Genomic DNA, 15,911 nt, shown 5'->3' with positions numbered 1-15,911 from the left:
TCAGTCACCAGATGCAGTGACTGACACTCAGCTATCGGGAGCAAGCCCCCTCCCACATTTTTTGATCTTCAGTGTGCTGGAGATCGAGTCAGATCAGAACGCCGGCAGAATCGCGCCTTTGTACTTCTCGAGGATGAACGCTTTCACTTCAGGCGTATGCAGGGCAGCAACCAGCTTCTTCACTGCGTCCGAATCCTTGTTGTCGTCGCGGGTCACCAGGATGTTCACGTAAGGCGAGTCGTTGCCTTCGATCACCAATGCATCCTTGGAAGGGTCCAGCTTGGCTTCCAGGGCGTAGTTGGTGTTGATCAGCGCCAGGTCGACCTGGGTCAGCACGCGCGGCAATGTGGCGGCTTCCAGTTCGCGGAACTTCAGGTTTTTCGGGTTGCCGGTGATGTCCTTGATGGTCGACAGGATGTTGGTCGGGTCCTTCAGGGTGATCAGGTTGTGCTTGGCCAGCAGCAACAGCGCACGGCCGCCGTTGGTGGCGTCGTTCGGGATCACCACGTTAGCGCCGCTTGGCAGCTCGTCCAGCTTCTTGTACTTGCTGGAGTAAGCGCCCAGCGGTTCCAGGTGCACAGCGCCGACGCTCACCAGGTGAGTGCCCTTGGCTTTGTTGAACTCATCCAGGTACGGCTGGTGCTGGAAGAAGTTGGCGTCCAGGCGCTTTTCAGCCACCTGCACGTTCGGCTGCACGTAATCGGTGAACACCTTGACCTGCAAATCCACGCCTTCTTTGGCGAGTGCAGGCTTCACGAATTCGAGGATTTCCGCGTGGGGCACCGGCGACGCAGCGACCGTGATGGTCTCGGCGTGGGCGGAAAACGCGGCAACGGCGGCGAAAGCAACCAGTAGTTTTTTCATCCAACAAGCTCCTTGTTCGGGCATTGGCCGGCTTATGGCCGGCAATGGCCGTTATTTTCGAGAAAAATGCACCACCAGCTTGTCGCCGACGGTTTGCAGAATTTGCACCAGTACCAACAGCATCACCACGGTGACCACCATGACATCGGTCTGGAAACGCTGGTAACCGAAACGGATCGCCAAGTCACCCAGGCCTCCGGCACCGACCACACCGGCCATGGCCGTGTAGGAAACCAGTGTAATAGCCGTCACTGTAATCGCCGCGAAAATGCCAGGGCGTGCTTCGGGCAGCAGCGCGTTGGTGATGATCTGGCGCGTGCTGGCGCCCATCGACTGCGTGGCTTCGATGATGCCGCGGTCGACTTCACGCAAGGCGGTTTCCACCAGGCGCGCGAAGAACGGCGTCGCACCCACTACCAGCGGCGGAATCGCGCCCGCCACACCCAACGAGGTGCCGGTGATCAACACGGTGAACGGGATCATCACAATCAGCAGGATGATGAACGGCAGCGAGCGCAGGATGTTCACGATCAGCGACAGCAGCGCGTACAGACCCTTTTGTTCGAACAGTTGGCGCGGGCTGGTCAGGAACAGCAGCACGCCCAACGGCAGGCCCAGCACCACAGTGAAGAACAACGAACCGAACAGCATGGTCATGGTGTCGCCGGTGGCCAGCCAGATTTCGGACCAGTCGATATTGGCGAAGAAACTCAACAGGGTTTCCATTAGCGCAGCACCTCCATGTGGACGTCTGCGGCGGTGAAGCGCGCAAACGCGGCTTCCATGTCGCCGCCGGTGACGGCGAGGGTCAGTTGCCCGTAGGGGATGTCTTTGATGCGGTCGATACGACCGGCGAGGATGCTGTAGTCCACACCCGTTTCGCGTGCGACGGTGCCCAGCAGCGGTGCGTAGGTCGCTTCGCCCTGGAACGTCAGGCGCACGATGCGGCCGGGTACGTGAGCAAAGTCATCACGCTGCTCGCCTTCGTCAACCTGCTCGGCTTCTTGCACGAAGCGCTTGGTGGTCGGGTGCTTGGGGTGCAGGAACACGTCGGCCACCGAACCTTGCTCGACGATCACGCCGGCGTCCATCACGGCCACCTGGTCGCATACGCGGCGGATCACGTCCATTTCATGGGTGATCAGCACGATGGTCAGCTTCAACTCGCGGTTGATCTCGGCCAGCAGTTGCAGGACCGAGGCGGTGGTCTGTGGGTCGAGGGCGCTGGTGGCCTCGTCGCACAGCAAAATCTTGGGTTTGGTCGCGAGGGCGCGGGCGATGCCGACGCGCTGCTTCTGACCGCCGGACAACTGCGCCGGGTACTTTTTGGCGTGGTCAGACAAACCGACACGGGCGAGCAATTCTGCCACGCGCAGGTCGATTTCCTTGCGGGACAACTCGCCGGCCAAGGTCAGCGGCAATGCCACGTTGTCGGCGACGGTCTTGGAGGCCAGCAGGTTGAAGTGCTGGAAAATCATCCCGACCTGCTGACGGAAACGGCGCAGGCCGTTGGCGTCCAGCGCGGTGACTTCTTCACCGTCGACATGGATCTGACCGCCGCTTGGCTGTTCCAGGCGATTGATCAGACGCAAAAGGGTGCTTTTTCCCGCACCGGAGTGGCCGATCAGGCCAAACACCTGGCCGTTTTCGACGCGCAGGCTGGTGGGGTGCAGCGCGGGGATTTCCTTACCGGCGACGCGGTAGGTTTTATGGACGTTATGAAACTCGATCACGTAGCGAACCTTGTGGGGCGCATGGAAAAGGGATCAGCGGTTAGCCGGGCGCGCATTTTAGCCTGTCCGTATAGTGTTTCTTAGCATTTATTTCGCATTCAACCAGCGATTTGGCAATAACGCGATCAAAGGTCATAAAAAAGGAACGGCCCAAAACCCCATCAGTCACTAGTTAAGCAACTCGATTTCCCAGGTGCCGTGCCTGGGGTTTTGCTCAAACGAGCCGGGGACCGCTCTGGCCAATTTGAATAAGGAGTTTTGACTGATGAGTACCAAGAAGCCAGCGACCCCGCCTAAGAGTGAACTTGCGGGCACCGACACCCTGGACCGTGGCAATACCAACGCCAAGTTGCAGGCCCTGGAGGAGTTCCGTTCCGACGCGACCGGCCAGGCCCTGCGTACCAACCAAGGCGTCAAGATTTCCGATAACCAGAACACCTTGAAAGTCGGCGCCCGTGGCCCGTCTTTACTTGAAGACTTCATCATGCGTGAAAAAATCACGCACTTTGACCATGAGCGTATCCCCGAGCGCATCGTGCATGCCCGGGGCACCGGCGCCCACGGCTACTTCCAATCCTATGAAAACCATTCGGCGCTGACCAAGGCCGGATTCCTGCGTGACCCAGGGCATAAAACCCCGGTATTCGTGCGCTTTTCCACCGTGCAAGGCCCGCGTGGCTCCGGCGATACGGTGCGTGACGTGCGCGGCTTTGCCGTGAAGTTCTTCACCGACGAAGGTAACTTCGACCTCGTGGGCAACAACATGCCGGTGTTTTTCATCCAGGACGCGATCAAGTTTCCTGACTTTGTACACGCCGTTAAGCCTGAGCCGCATAACGAAATTCCTACCGGCGGATCGGCCCACGATACCTTCTGGGATTTCGTCTCGCTGCAGCCCGAATCTGCCCACATGGTGATCTGGGCAATGTCTGACCGCGCCATTCCAAAAAGCCTGCGCAGCATGCAGGGGTTTGGCGTGCACACCTTCCGCCTGGTGAATGCCCAAGGTACTTCCAACTTCGTAAAATTCCATTGGCGCCCTACAGCTGGCACCTGTTCGCTGGTGTGGGACGAAGCGCAAAAGCTCGCCGGTAAAGACACCGATTACCACCGTCGCGATCTGTGGGAAGCCATCGAAATGGGCGATTACCCAGAGTGGGAACTGGGTGTGCAGGTGATTCCCGAGGACAAGGAGCATGCCTTCGATTTCGACATCCTTGACCCTACCAAACTGATCCCGGAAGAGCTGGTGCCCATTACGCCGCTGGGCAAAATGGTGCTCAACCGCAACCCGGATAACTTCTTCGCCGAGGTCGAGCAGGTTGCGTTCTGCCCAGGCCATATTGTACCCGGCATCGACTTCTCCAATGATCCGTTGCTGCAAGGTCGGCTGTTTTCCTACACCGACACGCAGATCAGCCGACTGGGTGGCCCGAACTTTCACGAGTTGCCGATAAACCGCCCGGTGGCGCCGTATCACAATGGCCAGCGCGATGCGATGCACCGCACCACCATCGACAAAGGCCGCGCGGCGTATGAGCCGAACTCCATTGACGGCGGTTGGCCGAAAGAAACTCCGCCTGCCGCGCAGGACGGTGGTTTTGAGACGTATCACGAACGCATCGACGCCCACAAAGTGCGTGAGCGCAGCGAGTCGTTCGGCGACCACTTCTCCCAGGCGCGCCTGTTCTTTCGCAGCATGAGCAAGCACGAGCAAGAGCACATCATTGCCGCCTACAGTTTTGAGTTGGGCAAGGTTGAGCGTGAATTCATTCGCGCCCGTCAGGTCAATGAGATCCTGGCCAATATCGACCTGGAGCTGGCCAAGCGCGTGGCGCAGAACCTTGGCTTGCCGGTGCCCAAAAAAGGCACGGTGCCAGAGCGCGAAACCGCGTTGGCCCGTTCGCCGGCGTTGAGTCAGGCCAACCTGTTGCCCGGCGACATCAAAACCCGCAAGGTCGCGATCCTGGCGGCGAATGGTGTGGACGGGGCCGCGATTGCCGCGTTGAAAAAAGCGCTTGAGGCCGAAGGTGCACACGCCAAATTGCTGGGGCCAACATCGGCGCCGGTGACCACGGCGGATGGCAAGAGCCTGCCGGTGGATGCGTCGATGGAGGGTTTGCCGTCGGTTGCGTTCGACGCAGTGTTTATCCCCGGTGGCAAAGAGTCGGTGAAAGCGCTGAGCGGCGATGGCGTGGCGTTGCATTACGTGCTCGAGGCGTACAAGCACCTCAAGGCGATTGCCGTTGCCAATGACGCGAAGCCATTGCTGGATCTGCTCAAGCTGGAGACGGATGCGGGGTTGATCGTGGGTGCGGATGCCAAGGCGTTCAAGGCGTTTTTTGCCGCGATCGGCCAGCATCGGGTCTGGGATCGGGAGCCTAAGGCCAAGGCCATTCCGGCTTAAATCAATGGTTGTTGGTTAGATCGCTATCGGGGGCAAGTCGAACCTGCCCCCGATAGCTTTACTCCGCCTTGCGCGGAATCAGCACAACCTGCGCCGGAATATTCTTCAGAATCTGCCGGTGAATCTTCAGGTCATACCCCGAATCAATTCGCTTTACCCGTTTGGTCAGCAACGTGGCCAGCCACGGGTAATCCTCGGTGCGCGGCGCCTGGATGCTCACGTCGCACTCGTAATTCACCACGTCGGTGGCAATCGCATCCAGTTGGTGGCGAAGCTCTTCGATATCCGTGAGGTTCAGTGCCACGGTGGTGCTGGGCGCTGACGGGTCGATGACCTTGGCAGCGGGCTTGGCTTCGGCAGCTTTCAACGCCGCCTCGGCTTTATCCAGTTCAGCTTTGCGGGCGTGGCTGATGGCGCTGTTGACGCCGCCGGTCAGCGCGGGCGCCTTGGGCATCAGCGCGCGGGCACGGCTCAGGGCAGTCGCTGCGGCGTTTACATCGCCTTTTTGCAGCACGATCTGGCTGCGCTGCAGATACGCTTCGGCCAGCTGGCGCTGGTAGGACTCCAAAGCCGGGTCGTTGGGCGACTGTGCCTGCAAGGCGGCAAGCTGATCTTCGGCGGTGGCCAGTTCACTGCTGGCCAGGTTTTGCTCCAGCTGCGCGATGGCCGCAGCGCGCGTGTCCGGAGCCTCTGGGGCGACGGGCGGTGTGCTTTGACAGGCGCCCAGCAGCAGGGAAAATGCGGCAAGGAGCAGATAACGGGAGGTGAACGGCTTCATTCCTGCGACTCTCTAATTGCGCAAAAAGCGAGCAAGTCTACACCCCTCGACGGGGCAGGACAAAACTCAGCAGAAACAGGGCGGCCGCCGTAACCACAATCGACGGCCCCGCTGGCGTGTCTTTGAACCAGGACAGCGCCAGGCCCCCGCACACTGCCAGCATCCCCAACAGGCTTGCGCCAATTGCCATTTGCTCCGGTGAGCGGGCATGGCGCTGGGCGGCGGCGGCGGGGATGATCAGCAGCGACGTGATCAACAATACGCCGACAATCTTCATCGCAACAGCGATCACCACCGCGATCAATAACATCAGGGCCATGCGCAGCGCCGGCACGGGCAGGCCTTCGACCCTGGCCAGTTCCTCATGCACAGTGATCGCCAGCAGCGGACGCCACAGGGCGACCAGCACCAGCAGCACAGCCGCGCTGCCGCCGAGGATCCAGGCGAGGTCGGTCGGGCTGATCGCCAGCAAGTCGCCGAACAGGTAAGCCATCAAGTCGATGCGCACTTCGTGCATGAAGCTCAGCACCACCAGGCCCAGGGACAGGGTGCTGGGCGCCAGGATGCCCAGCAGTGTGTCGGAGGCCAGCGGTTGGCGCTGTTGCAGGGTCACCAGCAGCACCGCCAGCAGCAGGCAGCCCACGGTCACCGCGATGGTCGGGCTGACGTCCAGCAAAAAGCCCATGGCCACGCCCAGCAGCGCGGCGTGTGACAAGGTGTCGCCAAAATACGCCATGCGCCGCCAGACCACGAACGAGCCCAATGGGCCCGCCACCACAGCCAGAGCCAAGCCTGCCAGCAGGGCGTAGAGCAGAAAATCAGCCATGCTTGCAGCTATCTCCATGAACGTGGGTATGAGGGGCGGCGGGATCGTCGACCACGGCACCGTGCAGATCATGCGCGTGGTCGTGATGGTGGTGGTAGACCGCCAGGCTCTGGGCATTCTTGCCGAACAGCTCGACGAACGCCGGGTCGCCGCTGACCTGTTCCGGGTGGCCGGAACAGCACACGTGGCGGTTGAGGCAGACCACCTGGTCGGTGGTGCTCATCACCAGGTGCAAGTCGTGGGAGACCATTAGCACGCCGCAGCCATGGCGGTCGCGCAGGCGCGTGATCAGGCTGTACAGCTCGGCCTGGCCGGCGACGTCGACGCCTTGCACGGGCTCATCGAGCACCAGCAGCTCGGGTTCGCGCAACAAGGCGCGGGCCAGCAGCACACGCTGCATTTCGCCGCCGGAGATGCTTTGCACCGGGCTGTCGATGACTTGCTCGGCCCCGACTTCCTTGAGCGCCGCCTGCGCGCGGGCACGGTCTACACCGGGCACCAGGCGCAAGAAGCGCAGTACGGACAGCGGCAAGGTCGGGTCGACGTGGAGTTTTTGCGGCATGTAACCCACGCGCAGCTTGGGCTTGCGCCACACACTGCCGGTGTCGGGCTTGAGCAGGCCGAGGACGGCGCGCACCAGGGTGGTCTTGCCCGCGCCATTGGGGCCGATCAGGGTGACGATTTGCCCCGGCTCCACGCTCAGCGCGATGTTATCCAGCACGTTTTGCCCGGCAAACGTGACCCCGACCTGTTCCAGGCGGATTAAAGCGTTGCTCATCAAGCCCCCTGGCAGCCCGAGCACAGGCCGACCACTTCGACCGTCTGCCCTTCGACTCGGAAACCCACGTCGGCGGAGCTTTTGATAATCGCGTCGCTGATGCTTTTTTGCTCAAGCTCGATGGCGGCGTGGCACTCGCGGCAGATCAGGAACTGGCCCTGGTGCGCGTGTTCCGGGTGGTTGCAGCCGACAAAGGCGTTGAGGGAGGCGATGCGATGCACCAGGCCGTTTTCCAGCAGGAAATCCAGCGCGCGGTACACGGTAGGCGGCGCGGCGCGGCGGCCGTCCTGCTCGCTGAGCACGCCAAGGATGTCGTAGGCGCCCAGTGGCTTGTGGCTCTGCCACACCAGTTCCAGCACCCGACGGCGCAAGGCGGTCAGGCGCAAGCCCTTCTGTGCGCACAGAGTATCGGCCTCCGACAGCGCGGTATGCACGCAGTGAGAGTGGTCGTGGGGACGGCTGGCAAGCGGTGTTTTAGGCATGAGCGGCGACAGACATTTGATAGAGACGTTATTATGTTACCCGTTCCTACGTCATTGAGTGGTCATCGTGTCCCGACTTTTTCCCGTTTTTGTCGTTTTTGTCACCAGTTTGTTCATCGCGGGTGCCGCTCAGGCTGAGGTCAAGGTGCTGACCAGTATCAAGCCATTACAGTTGATTGCCGCGGCTGTGCAGGACGGCGTGGCCGTTCCCGAGGTGTTGCTGCCACCGGGTGCGTCGCCGCATAACTATGCGTTGCGACCTTCCGACGTACGGCGCGTGCAGTCGGTGGACCTGCTGTACTGGATCGGCCCGGATATGGAGAGTTTCCTGCCACGCGTGCTGAAGGGTCGTACGGCAGCAACGGTGGCCGTGCAGGACCTTCCGGGCATGAAGCTGCGTCGATTCGCTGAAGATAGCCACTCTCACGCCGACGATGCCGACGAACACGACCACGATCACCGTCCAGGTAGCCTGGATGCGCACTTGTGGCTATCGACCGTAAACGCTCGTGTGATTGCTGCGCGTATGGCGTCTGATCTCAGCGCCGCCGACCCGGCCAATGCCACGCGTTACCAGAGCAATGTGAAGGCTTTCGATGAGCGCCTGGATGCCCTGGACGCGCGCTTGAAAGCCCGCCTGGCACCGATTGATGGCAAACCTTACTTCGTGTTCCACGAAGCTTTCGATTACTTCGAAGACGCTTATGGGCTCAAGCATGCCGGTGTGTTCAGCGTTGCCGCAGAGGTACAGCCTGGCGCCCAGCACGTGGCGGCGATGCGTACGCGTTTGCAGGAAGTCGGCAAGACCTGTGTGTTCAGCGAGCCGCCGTTGCGCCCGCGTCTGGCTGAAACGCTGGTGGCCGGGTTGCCGGTGAAACTGGCGGAGTTGGATGCGCTGGGCGGTTATACCCCGGCGACGGCTCAAGGTTATGAGCAGGTGCTGGAGAAGCTGGGGAATGACTTGGCGGGTTGCCTGGAATCGTTGTAAGACGCAGCGCAGATCTAAGGTGGGAGGGGGCTTGCTCCCGATGGCGGAAGTTCAGTCGATGCATAAGTTGACTGAGCTACCGCAATCGGGAGCAAGCCCCCTCCCACATTTTCAGAGCGCGAACGGCAGGTGGACGGTCACTTGCTGGCGCTGCGCCAACCGATGTTCGAACTCGGCGGGGTCATGGATCAACACATCCTGCCCGGCAAACGACTCCGCCGCGATCAAGCGAGACAGCCAGAAACGCACACACGCTACGCGCAACAGGGTCGGCCACAGCTCGGCTTCCTTGGCGGTAAACGGCCGCAACCCTGCGTAGGCGCCCAGCAACGCACGGGCGCGTTGCCCATCGATCAGGCCATCCGCATCCGAACACCAGTCGTTCAGGGCGATTGCCACGTCGTACAGCATCGGGCCTGAGCAGGCGTTGTAGAAGTCGATCAAGCCGGTCAGGTGTGTGCCTTCGAACATCGCGTTGTCGCGGAACAGGTCGGCATGCACGTTGGCGCGTGGCAGGGCGAGGATGTCGGCTTTATGCGCATCGATCTCGGCCAACGCAGCGTGCAGCAGGCGCTGCTGCGCGTCGCTCAGGTGTGAAATCAGCTTCGCGCCTTCGCTGAGCATCCAGTCCAGCCCGCGATCGGTCTTGCGTTCCAGCACTTTTTCGCCTTGAGTCGCCAGGTGCAGGTGGCCGAGCAGGTCACCGACCTGTGCGCAATGTTGGGCGTTGGCGTCTTTGATGTGCTTGCCGGCCAGGCGCGGTTGCAACAGCGCAGGCTTGCCCTTCAACTCGCGCAAGGCCACGCCGTCAGTGGTTCGCAGCGCGTACGGCACAGGCAGGTCGGCGTCATGGAGCACGTCGAGCAGTTCGATGAAGAACGGCATTTCTGCGACCGGGCCGCGCTCCACCAGGGTCAGGACGAACTCGCCCTGCTCCAGGCTGATAAAGAAATTAGTGTTTTCGCTACCGGCAGCAATCCCCTGGAAATCAAGCAGGCGGCCGAGCCCGTAAGGGGCGAGAAAGGTTTCCAGCTCGGGCCGAGCCAGGGGGGTGAACACAGACATGGTTAAAACTGCCATTACGGGCGCCGCAGGGCGCGGCGCCAATTTAAGTTAAGAAATCATTTCCATTCGAAGATCTTCCATGACGGGATCAGCATATCCGGCTGGTCAGAGCGGATGAAGTTCGCATCGGTTCCGTCCGCGCGCACCAGAAAATACGGGGGTGCGCCCTTTGGCGTGACCTTGATCGCGTACAGGAAACCGTTTTGGCGGTATTCCTGGATGGTCTTGTCGCCTTCCGTGCGAATGGTCACTTCCGGGTCACCCGAAGGGGCGCTGTCTGCCGCCATGGCAGCCATCGGAGCGAGTGCAATCAGGCCAGTCAACAGCAGGCGATTGAATGTACGCATGATAACCTTGTCCCTTTGTTTTCATTGGTCCGGCTATTCTAGCGCCTGACCCGCCGAAAAGGTTGATCCTGCTCATGAGCCAAGCGCCCCTCGTCCTGGTGGACGGTTCTTCTTACCTGTACCGCGCCTTCCACGCGCTGCCACCGCTGACCACCTCCAAAGGCCTGCCGACCGGTGCGGTCAAGGGCGTGTTGAACATGCTCAAAAGCCTGCGCAGGCAGTACCCGGACAGCCCGTTTGCCGTCGTATTCGACGCCAAGGGTGGGACGTTTCGCGATGACATGTACGCCGAATACAAGGCCAACCGCCCAAGCATGCCTGATGACATGCGTGTGCAGATCGAGCCGTTGCACCAGAGCGTGATCGCCCTGGGCTTCCCGTTGCTGTGCGTCGAAGGCGTCGAGGCCGATGACGTGATCGGCACCCTTGCGCGCAGCAGCGCGGCAGCTGACCGTCCGGTGGTGATTTCTACCGGCGACAAGGACATGGCGCAACTGGTCGACGGGCACATTACCTTGGTCAACACGATGACCGGTAGTTCGATGGATATCGAGGGCGTAAAAGAGAAATTCGGCGTCGCTCCCGAGCAGATCATCGATTATCTGGCGTTGATGGGCGATTCGTCCGACAACATTCCAGGCGTTCCGGGCATTGGTCCCAAGACCGCTTCCGGCTTGCTGGTGGGTGTGAACGGCGGCCTCAAAGAGCTTTATGAGCAGTTGGACATCGTACCGACCTTGCCTATCCGCGGCGCCAAGACGCTGCCGGCCAAGTTGGAAGAGCATCGGGAGATGGCGTTCCTGTCCTATCAGCTGGCGACAATCAAGATCGATGTGCCGTTGAATGTAGGCCTGGACGACCTGCACCTGATCGAGCCGGACCGCGAAAAACTGCTGGAGCTGTACACGCTGCTGGAGTTCAAGAGCTGGTTTGATGAGATTCAGCGCGATGCCAAGCGTGTAGAGCTCAAGGCATCCACCGAGGCGGCTCCGGCTGTTGAAGAGGTGATTGCGCCGGCTGCGCCGGTGGAGGCGTCCTACACCACGATCCTCGACCAGGCCACGTTCGACACGTGGCTGAAAAAGCTGAACGCCGCAAAACTGTTTGCTTTCGACACTGAAACCACCGGGATTGATGCCCAGCAGGCGCAGTTGGTCGGGGTTTCCTTTGCTGTGCAGCCCCATGAAGCGGCCTACATCCCGCTGACCCACTCCTACATCGATGCCCCGCAGCAGCTGGACCGCGATACCGTTTTGCTGGCCCTGAAGCCATTGCTGGAAGACCCGAGCAAACTCAAGGTCGGCCAGCACGCCAAGTTCGACATGAACATTCTGGCCAACTGCGCGATTGGCGGCGACCCGGCGAACGGCATCACCGTGCGCGGTATCGCGTTCGACACGATGCTGGAGTCCTATGTATTGAACTCCACCGCGACCCGTCATGACATGGACAGCCTCGCCAAGAAGTACCTGGACTACGACACCGTCAGCTTCCAGGACATCGCCGGCAAAGGCGCCAAGCAGCTGACCTTCGACCAGATCCCGCTTGAACAGGCCGGCCCCTATGCGGCGGAAGACGCCGACGTGACGTTGCGCTTGCATCAGGCCCTGTTCGCGCAACTGGCAGCCATCCCGAGCCTGGCCAGCGTGCTGACGGACATCGAAATCCCCTTGGTGCCGGTGCTGGCGCGTATCGAGCGCCAGGGCGCCCTGGTGGATGCGCAGTTGCTCGGCGTTCAGAGCATTGAGCTGGGCAACAAGATGGTCGAGCTGGAGCGCCAGGCGTTCGAGATCGCCGGTGAGGAATTCAACTTGGGCTCGCCCAAGCAGCTTGGGGCGATTCTCTACGAGAAACTCGGCCTGCCGGTGCTGAAAAAGACCGGCAAAGGGCAGGCGTCCACGGCGGAAGAGGTGCTGGCCAAGCTGGCCGAAGATGACTATCCGCTGCCCAAGGTGCTGATGCAGTACCGCAGCATGAGCAAGCTGAAGAGTACCTACACCGACCGTCTGCCGGAGCAGATCAACCCGCGTACCGGGCGTGTTCACACGTCTTATCATCAGGCGGTAGCGGCCACCGGGCGCCTGTCTTCCAGCGATCCGAACCTGCAGAACATCCCGGTGCGCACCGCCGAGGGTCGGCGGATTCGCCAGGCATTCGTCGCGCCCAAGGGCTACAAGCTGCTGGCGGCGGACTATTCGCAAATCGAACTGCGGATCATGGCGCACTTGTCCAAGGACGAGGGGCTGATGAATGCGTTCCGCAACGACCTGGATGTGCACACCGCCACGGCGGCAGAGGTGTTCAAGGTTGAGTTGGCGCAGGTCACGTCCAATCAGCGCCGCAGTGCCAAGGCGATCAACTTTGGCCTGATCTACGGTATGGGGGCGCAAAAGCTCGGCAAAGACATCGGCGTCGATACCAAGACCGCCAAGGCTTATATCGATGTGTATTTCGCCCGTTACCCTGGGGTTCGCGAGTACATGGAGCGCACGCGCGCTCAGGCGGCCGATCAAGGCTATGTCGAAACCTTCTTTGGCCGCCGGCTGTACCTACCGGATATCAACTCCAACAAGCCCCAGGAGCGCGCCGCCGCCGAACGTACCGCGATCAACGCGCCGATGCAGGGCACGGCCGCGGATATCATCAAGAAAGCCATGGTGCAGGTGGACAACTGGCTGACCGACTCCGGCCTGGATGCCAAGGTTATTCTGCAGGTTCACGATGAATTGGTGCTTGAGGTGCGTGAGGACTTGGTTGACGTCGTCAGCGAGAAAATCCGCGAGCACATGAGTGCCGCTGCGCAGCTGGATGTACCGTTGGTGGTGGATGTGGGCGTGGGCGACAACTGGGACGAAGCGCACTGATTTCGGGGGTTTTGCCATCACTCGGGGTGGTGGCAGAGTGCTTTAGTACCGAATTCGCCGTCAGTTATTTCCAATAGTTTTTTGAGCGCGCCGGAACTTAACCTGTGAAGTGCTACTCAGAGTTACTGAATGGGTGGTGAAGCCCTTCAATGCTCCTATGTTGTGTTAAGTGTTGGCAGATATCTGGACCCCGCCCTAGCGGTCCGGAACTTGAACCCCGAACTTCCCCTCCCCATACGAAGTCCGGGGTTTTTTTTGCCCGCAGAAAAGTTACTCGGTAACTTCCGCGCCTTTGTCCGCCAATTCCATCCAGCCGGCCAGCACTGTGTAAGCGTCTTCCAGGCCCATGCGCTTGGGCGCCGAGAACAGCTGGATGGTGATCGCCTCACCCCAACCCTTACGAATTTCGGACTGCACTTTGAGCAGGGTGTTCTTGGCTGCGCCGTAGGTCAGCTTATCGGCCTTGGTCAGCAGGATATGCATCGGCATGCCGCTGGCGACCGCCCAATCGAGCATCAGCAGGTCGAAGTCGGTCATTGGATGACGGATGTCCATCATCAGAATCAACCCCTTCAAACTCTCGCGGCCACCCAGGTAAGCCTCCAGGTGACGCTGCCAGTGCAGCTTCAGCGGGATAGGTACTTTCGCGTAACCGTAGCCTGGCAGGTCGACCAGACGCCGATCATCGTCTAGCTTGAAGAAATTGAGCAGTTGCGTGCGACCGGGGGTTTTCGAGGTGCGCGCCAGGCTGGCGTGGGTCAGGGTGTTCAGTGCGCTGGACTTACCGGCGTTGGAACGGCCGGCGAAGGCAACTTCAAAGCCTTCGTCATCGGGGCATTGGTCAACTTTGGCGGCGCTGAGCATGAAGGTGGACTGTTGGCACAGACCGAGGATGGGATTCTTGAGTTGCATGAGATTTCCGATGTGGGCGGTGCCGAAAAAGGGTGCGGCAAGCGGTGTCGTTTCCGTTTCAGTAGCGCCAGTATATAATGCCGCAGATTTTGTGTGTGTTTTGTCCCAGCGAAGGATGAAATTCACGGGAGCGAAAGACCTTTATTGCGCATTAGAACGCAAAACGCTCTCAAACCCTGAAAAGGTCGATGTATGACCTGATGGTTGCGCGCTTTTGGTGTCCTGGTCCCGCTTTTTGGCGCTCAGGCTACACAGGAACCAGAGGCGCTGTACAACCGAGTTTGCGTGGCCACGCTGAGGCAACACGTGACCCAGGGTTTCAAGGCAATGCCGCCGCGTGGTTTGTGCATGGACTGCAGTACTGAGGATTACCAGGCCATCAACGAGTTGATGGTGAGTAAACCCGGTAGATAACTCTTAAACCCTTAGCCGTAGTTGGATTAGCTGATGAACAAACTGATCGTGAGTCTGCTGTTGACCTTGGGCATCACCGGTGTTGCCCATGCTGCAGGCGACGCTACAGCGGGTCAGGCGAAAGCCGCCGTATGTGGTGCTTGCCACGGACCGGATGGTAACAGCCCGGCGCCGAACTTCCCCAAACTGGCGGGCCAGGGTGAGCGTTACCTGACCAAGCAGATGCACGACATCAAGGACGGCAAGCGCACGGTGCTGGAAATGACCGGCTTGTTGACCAACCTCAGCGATCAGGACCTGGCAGACCTCGCGGCGTATTTTGCCAGCCAGAAAGGCAGTGTGGGAGCTGCTGATCCTAAAACGGTTGCTCGCGGTGAAGAATTGTTCCGCGGCGGCAACCTGGAAAAAGGCATGCCGTCTTGTATCGGCTGCCATTCGCCCAATGGTGCTGGGCTTGCCGCAGCAGGTTTCCCACATTTGAGTGGGCAGCACGCGCAGTATATTTCCAAGCAACTGACGGACTTCCGTGAAGGTAATCGCACCAACGACGGCGATACCAAAATCATGCAAAGCATCGCCGGCAAGCTCAGCAACAAAGACATCGAAGCGGTTTCCCAGTATATCCAGGGCCTGCACTGATCTCGGCCGTACGTTAACACTCGATTAATCCGTCGATGCAAGCATAAAAAGGGTGGCTTAGGCCGCCCTTTTTTGTGGCCGCTGCCGTTACACTAACGAACTCATGTCCGCGTAGACCTGTCACAACAAAGGTCGCGTGAGGCGACTTTATTTGTCCAGGAGTAAAGCATGCGTAATCTGATCCTCAGCGCCGCTCTCGTCACTGCCAGCCTCTTAGGCATGACCGCACAAGCTGCCGACGTGCCGCTTGAAGCCGGTAAAACCTACGTGGAATTGGCCAACCCGGTGCCGGTCTCGGTGCCTGGCAAGATCGAAGTAGTGGAGCTGTTCTGGTATGGCTGCCCGCATTGCTACGCCTTTGAGCCGACCATCAACCCATGGGTTGAAAAACTGCCCAAGGACGTAAACTTCAAACGTATCCCAGCCATGTTCGGCGGCCCATGGGATGCCCACGGCCAACTGTTCCTGACCCTGGAAGCCATGGGTGTGGAGCATAAGGTCCACAACGCGGTATTCGACGCGATCCAGAAACAAGGCAAGCGCCTGACCAAGCCGGACGAAATGGCTGACTTCGTTGCAACCCAAGGTGTCGACAAGGACAAGTTCCTGGCCACCTTCAACTCCTTCGCTATCCAGGGCCAGATCAAACAGGCCAAGGAACTCGCGCAGAAGTACGGTGTGCAAGGTGTACCGACCATGATCGTCAACGGTAAGTACCGTTTCGACCTGGGCACCACCGGTGGTCCTGAAGCGACCCTCAACGTTGCCGACCAGCTGATCGCCAAAGAGCGCGCAGCCAAGTAAGGGGCCTGCC

General features: G+C 60.2%; 16 protein-coding genes. 6 read left to right on the top strand and 10 right to left on the bottom strand.

Features of this window, described 5'->3' with window-relative positions; translation table 11 throughout:
- Window positions 1-93 precede the first annotated feature (93 nt).
- Genes GIW02_RS16100 through GIW02_RS16090 form a run of 3 tightly spaced genes read right to left on the bottom strand, consistent with a single transcriptional unit; the run spans window position 94 to window position 2,597 of the window.
- A complete protein-coding gene (locus GIW02_RS16100; protein WP_236411347.1) occupies window positions 94-864 on the bottom strand; it encodes a MetQ/NlpA family ABC transporter substrate-binding protein in 771 nt (256 codons plus the stop codon).
- Window positions 865-915: 51 nt separating this feature from the next.
- Window positions 916-1,590, bottom strand: coding sequence for a methionine ABC transporter permease (locus GIW02_RS16095; protein ID WP_236411345.1), 675 nt, complete (start codon window positions 1,588-1,590; stop codon window positions 916-918).
- Window positions 1,590-2,597 (bottom strand): methionine ABC transporter ATP-binding protein, encoded by a 1,008-nt coding sequence (locus GIW02_RS16090; RefSeq protein ID WP_236411344.1) that lies wholly within the window; start codon window positions 2,595-2,597, stop codon window positions 1,590-1,592. Before GIW02_RS16090 ends, GIW02_RS16095 begins: the two co-directional genes overlap by 1 nt.
- A gap of 265 nt (window positions 2,598-2,862) precedes the next feature.
- On the opposite strand from GIW02_RS16090, the gene katE reads away from it, so the two are divergent.
- A complete protein-coding gene (katE, locus tag GIW02_RS16085) occupies window positions 2,863-5,004 on the top strand; it encodes a catalase HPII (protein ID WP_236411342.1) in 2,142 nt (713 codons plus the stop codon).
- A 58-nt stretch (window positions 5,005-5,062) separates the two neighbouring features.
- On the opposite strand, the gene GIW02_RS16080 is transcribed toward katE, so the two are convergent.
- From GIW02_RS16080 to zur, 4 genes are read right to left on the bottom strand one after another with little or no spacing between them, the layout of a single operon-like run.
- Window positions 5,063-5,782 carry a PA5502 family lipoprotein gene (locus tag GIW02_RS16080; protein WP_236411340.1) on the bottom strand — a complete coding sequence of 240 codons (720 nt, stop codon included), beginning with the start codon at window positions 5,780-5,782 and terminating at the stop codon, window positions 5,063-5,065.
- Between the two features lie 37 nt (window positions 5,783-5,819).
- A complete protein-coding gene (gene znuB / locus GIW02_RS16075; RefSeq protein WP_236411338.1) occupies window positions 5,820-6,608 on the bottom strand; it encodes a zinc ABC transporter permease subunit ZnuB in 789 nt (262 codons plus the stop codon).
- Window positions 6,601-7,386 carry a zinc ABC transporter ATP-binding protein ZnuC gene (gene znuC, locus GIW02_RS16070; protein ID WP_236411337.1) on the bottom strand — a complete coding sequence of 262 codons (786 nt, stop codon included), beginning with the start codon at window positions 7,384-7,386 and terminating at the stop codon, window positions 6,601-6,603. Before znuC ends, znuB begins: the two co-directional genes overlap by 8 nt.
- Window positions 7,386-7,868 carry a zinc uptake transcriptional repressor Zur gene (zur, locus tag GIW02_RS16065; protein ID WP_026136513.1) on the bottom strand — a complete coding sequence of 161 codons (483 nt, stop codon included), beginning with the start codon at window positions 7,866-7,868 and terminating at the stop codon, window positions 7,386-7,388. The genes znuC and zur overlap by 1 nt, the downstream gene beginning before the upstream one ends.
- 58 nt (window positions 7,869-7,926) lie before the next feature.
- Here zur and GIW02_RS16060 point away from each other — a divergent pair, with 58 nt between their 5' ends.
- On the top strand, window positions 7,927-8,856 hold the full coding sequence (locus GIW02_RS16060; RefSeq protein WP_236411336.1) for a metal ABC transporter solute-binding protein, Zn/Mn family: 930 nt from the start codon (window positions 7,927-7,929) through the stop codon (window positions 8,854-8,856).
- 111 nt (window positions 8,857-8,967) lie between these two features.
- On the opposite strand, the gene GIW02_RS16055 is transcribed toward GIW02_RS16060, so the two are convergent.
- Both GIW02_RS16055 and GIW02_RS16050 read right to left on the bottom strand, forming a co-directional pair.
- Complete coding sequence (locus tag GIW02_RS16055; RefSeq protein ID WP_236411334.1) at window positions 8,968-9,921, bottom strand: homoserine kinase; 954 nt, start codon at window positions 9,919-9,921, stop codon at window positions 8,968-8,970.
- A gap of 56 nt (window positions 9,922-9,977) precedes the next feature.
- The gene (locus GIW02_RS16050; protein WP_101265162.1) at window positions 9,978-10,268 is read right to left on the bottom strand and encodes a DUF2782 domain-containing protein; all 291 of its coding nucleotides are present in this window, start codon (window positions 10,266-10,268) and stop codon (window positions 9,978-9,980) included.
- A gap of 74 nt (window positions 10,269-10,342) precedes the next feature.
- On the opposite strand from GIW02_RS16050, the gene polA reads away from it, so the two are divergent.
- Window positions 10,343-13,132, top strand: a complete 2,790-nt coding sequence (polA, locus tag GIW02_RS16045) for a DNA polymerase I (RefSeq protein WP_236411333.1) — start codon at window positions 10,343-10,345, stop codon at window positions 13,130-13,132.
- Between the two features lie 270 nt (window positions 13,133-13,402).
- On the opposite strand, the gene yihA is transcribed toward polA, so the two are convergent.
- Complete coding sequence (gene yihA / locus GIW02_RS16040; protein ID WP_236411332.1) at window positions 13,403-14,044, bottom strand: ribosome biogenesis GTP-binding protein YihA/YsxC; 642 nt, start codon at window positions 14,042-14,044, stop codon at window positions 13,403-13,405.
- Window positions 14,045-14,248: 204 nt separating this feature from the next.
- Between yihA and GIW02_RS16035 the strand changes: the two genes are divergently transcribed.
- From GIW02_RS16035 to dsbA, 3 genes are all read left to right on the top strand, one after another.
- Entirely contained in the window at window positions 14,249-14,458 is a 210-nt protein-coding gene (locus tag GIW02_RS16035; RefSeq protein ID WP_236411331.1) for a cytochrome, read from the top strand.
- A gap of 33 nt (window positions 14,459-14,491) precedes the next feature.
- Window positions 14,492-15,097, top strand: coding sequence for a c-type cytochrome (locus tag GIW02_RS16030; protein WP_236411330.1), 606 nt, complete (start codon window positions 14,492-14,494; stop codon window positions 15,095-15,097).
- Between the two features lie 168 nt (window positions 15,098-15,265).
- Window positions 15,266-15,901 (top strand): thiol:disulfide interchange protein DsbA, encoded by a 636-nt coding sequence (gene dsbA, locus GIW02_RS16025; RefSeq protein ID WP_236411329.1) that lies wholly within the window; start codon window positions 15,266-15,268, stop codon window positions 15,899-15,901.
- Window positions 15,902-15,911: the final 10 nt, after the last annotated feature.

The sequence above is a fragment of the Pseudomonas syringae genome, assembly GCF_021606685.1.
GTDB lineage: Bacteria > Pseudomonadota > Gammaproteobacteria > Pseudomonadales > Pseudomonadaceae > Aquipseudomonas > Aquipseudomonas syringae_R.
The sequence above is the reverse complement of the archived record's forward strand: the minus strand, read 5'-3'. Positions and strand labels throughout refer to the sequence as shown.

Bases quoted from the DNA above. Each gene is read 5' to 3' on its own strand.
- GIW02_RS16095 (WP_236411345.1), bottom strand. From the start codon at position 1,590: ATGGAAACCCTGTTGAGTTTCTTCGCCAATATCGACTGGTCCGAAATC.
- katE (WP_236411342.1), top strand. From the start codon at position 2,863: ATGAGTACCAAGAAGCCAGCGACCCCGCCTAAGAGTGAACTTGCGGGC.
- GIW02_RS16100 (WP_236411347.1), bottom strand. From the start codon at position 864: ATGAAAAAACTACTGGTTGCTTTCGCCGCCGTTGCCGCGTTTTCCGCC.
- GIW02_RS16080 (WP_236411340.1), bottom strand. From the start codon at position 5,782: ATGAAGCCGTTCACCTCCCGTTATCTGCTCCTTGCCGCATTTTCCCTG.
- GIW02_RS16050 (WP_101265162.1), bottom strand. From the start codon at position 10,268: ATGCGTACATTCAATCGCCTGCTGTTGACTGGCCTGATTGCACTCGCT.
- yihA (WP_236411332.1), bottom strand. From the start codon at position 14,044: ATGCAACTCAAGAATCCCATCCTCGGTCTGTGCCAACAGTCCACCTTC.
- GIW02_RS16055 (WP_236411334.1), bottom strand. From the start codon at position 9,921: ATGTCTGTGTTCACCCCCCTGGCTCGGCCCGAGCTGGAAACCTTTCTC.
- znuB (WP_236411338.1), bottom strand. From the start codon at position 6,608: ATGGCTGATTTTCTGCTCTACGCCCTGCTGGCAGGCTTGGCTCTGGCT.
- zur (WP_026136513.1), bottom strand. From the start codon at position 7,868: ATGCCTAAAACACCGCTTGCCAGCCGTCCCCACGACCACTCTCACTGC.
- polA (WP_236411333.1), top strand. From the start codon at position 10,343: ATGAGCCAAGCGCCCCTCGTCCTGGTGGACGGTTCTTCTTACCTGTAC.
- dsbA (WP_236411329.1), top strand. From the start codon at position 15,266: ATGCGTAATCTGATCCTCAGCGCCGCTCTCGTCACTGCCAGCCTCTTA.
- znuC (WP_236411337.1), bottom strand. From the start codon at position 7,386: ATGAGCAACGCTTTAATCCGCCTGGAACAGGTCGGGGTCACGTTTGCC.
- GIW02_RS16030 (WP_236411330.1), top strand. From the start codon at position 14,492: ATGAACAAACTGATCGTGAGTCTGCTGTTGACCTTGGGCATCACCGGT.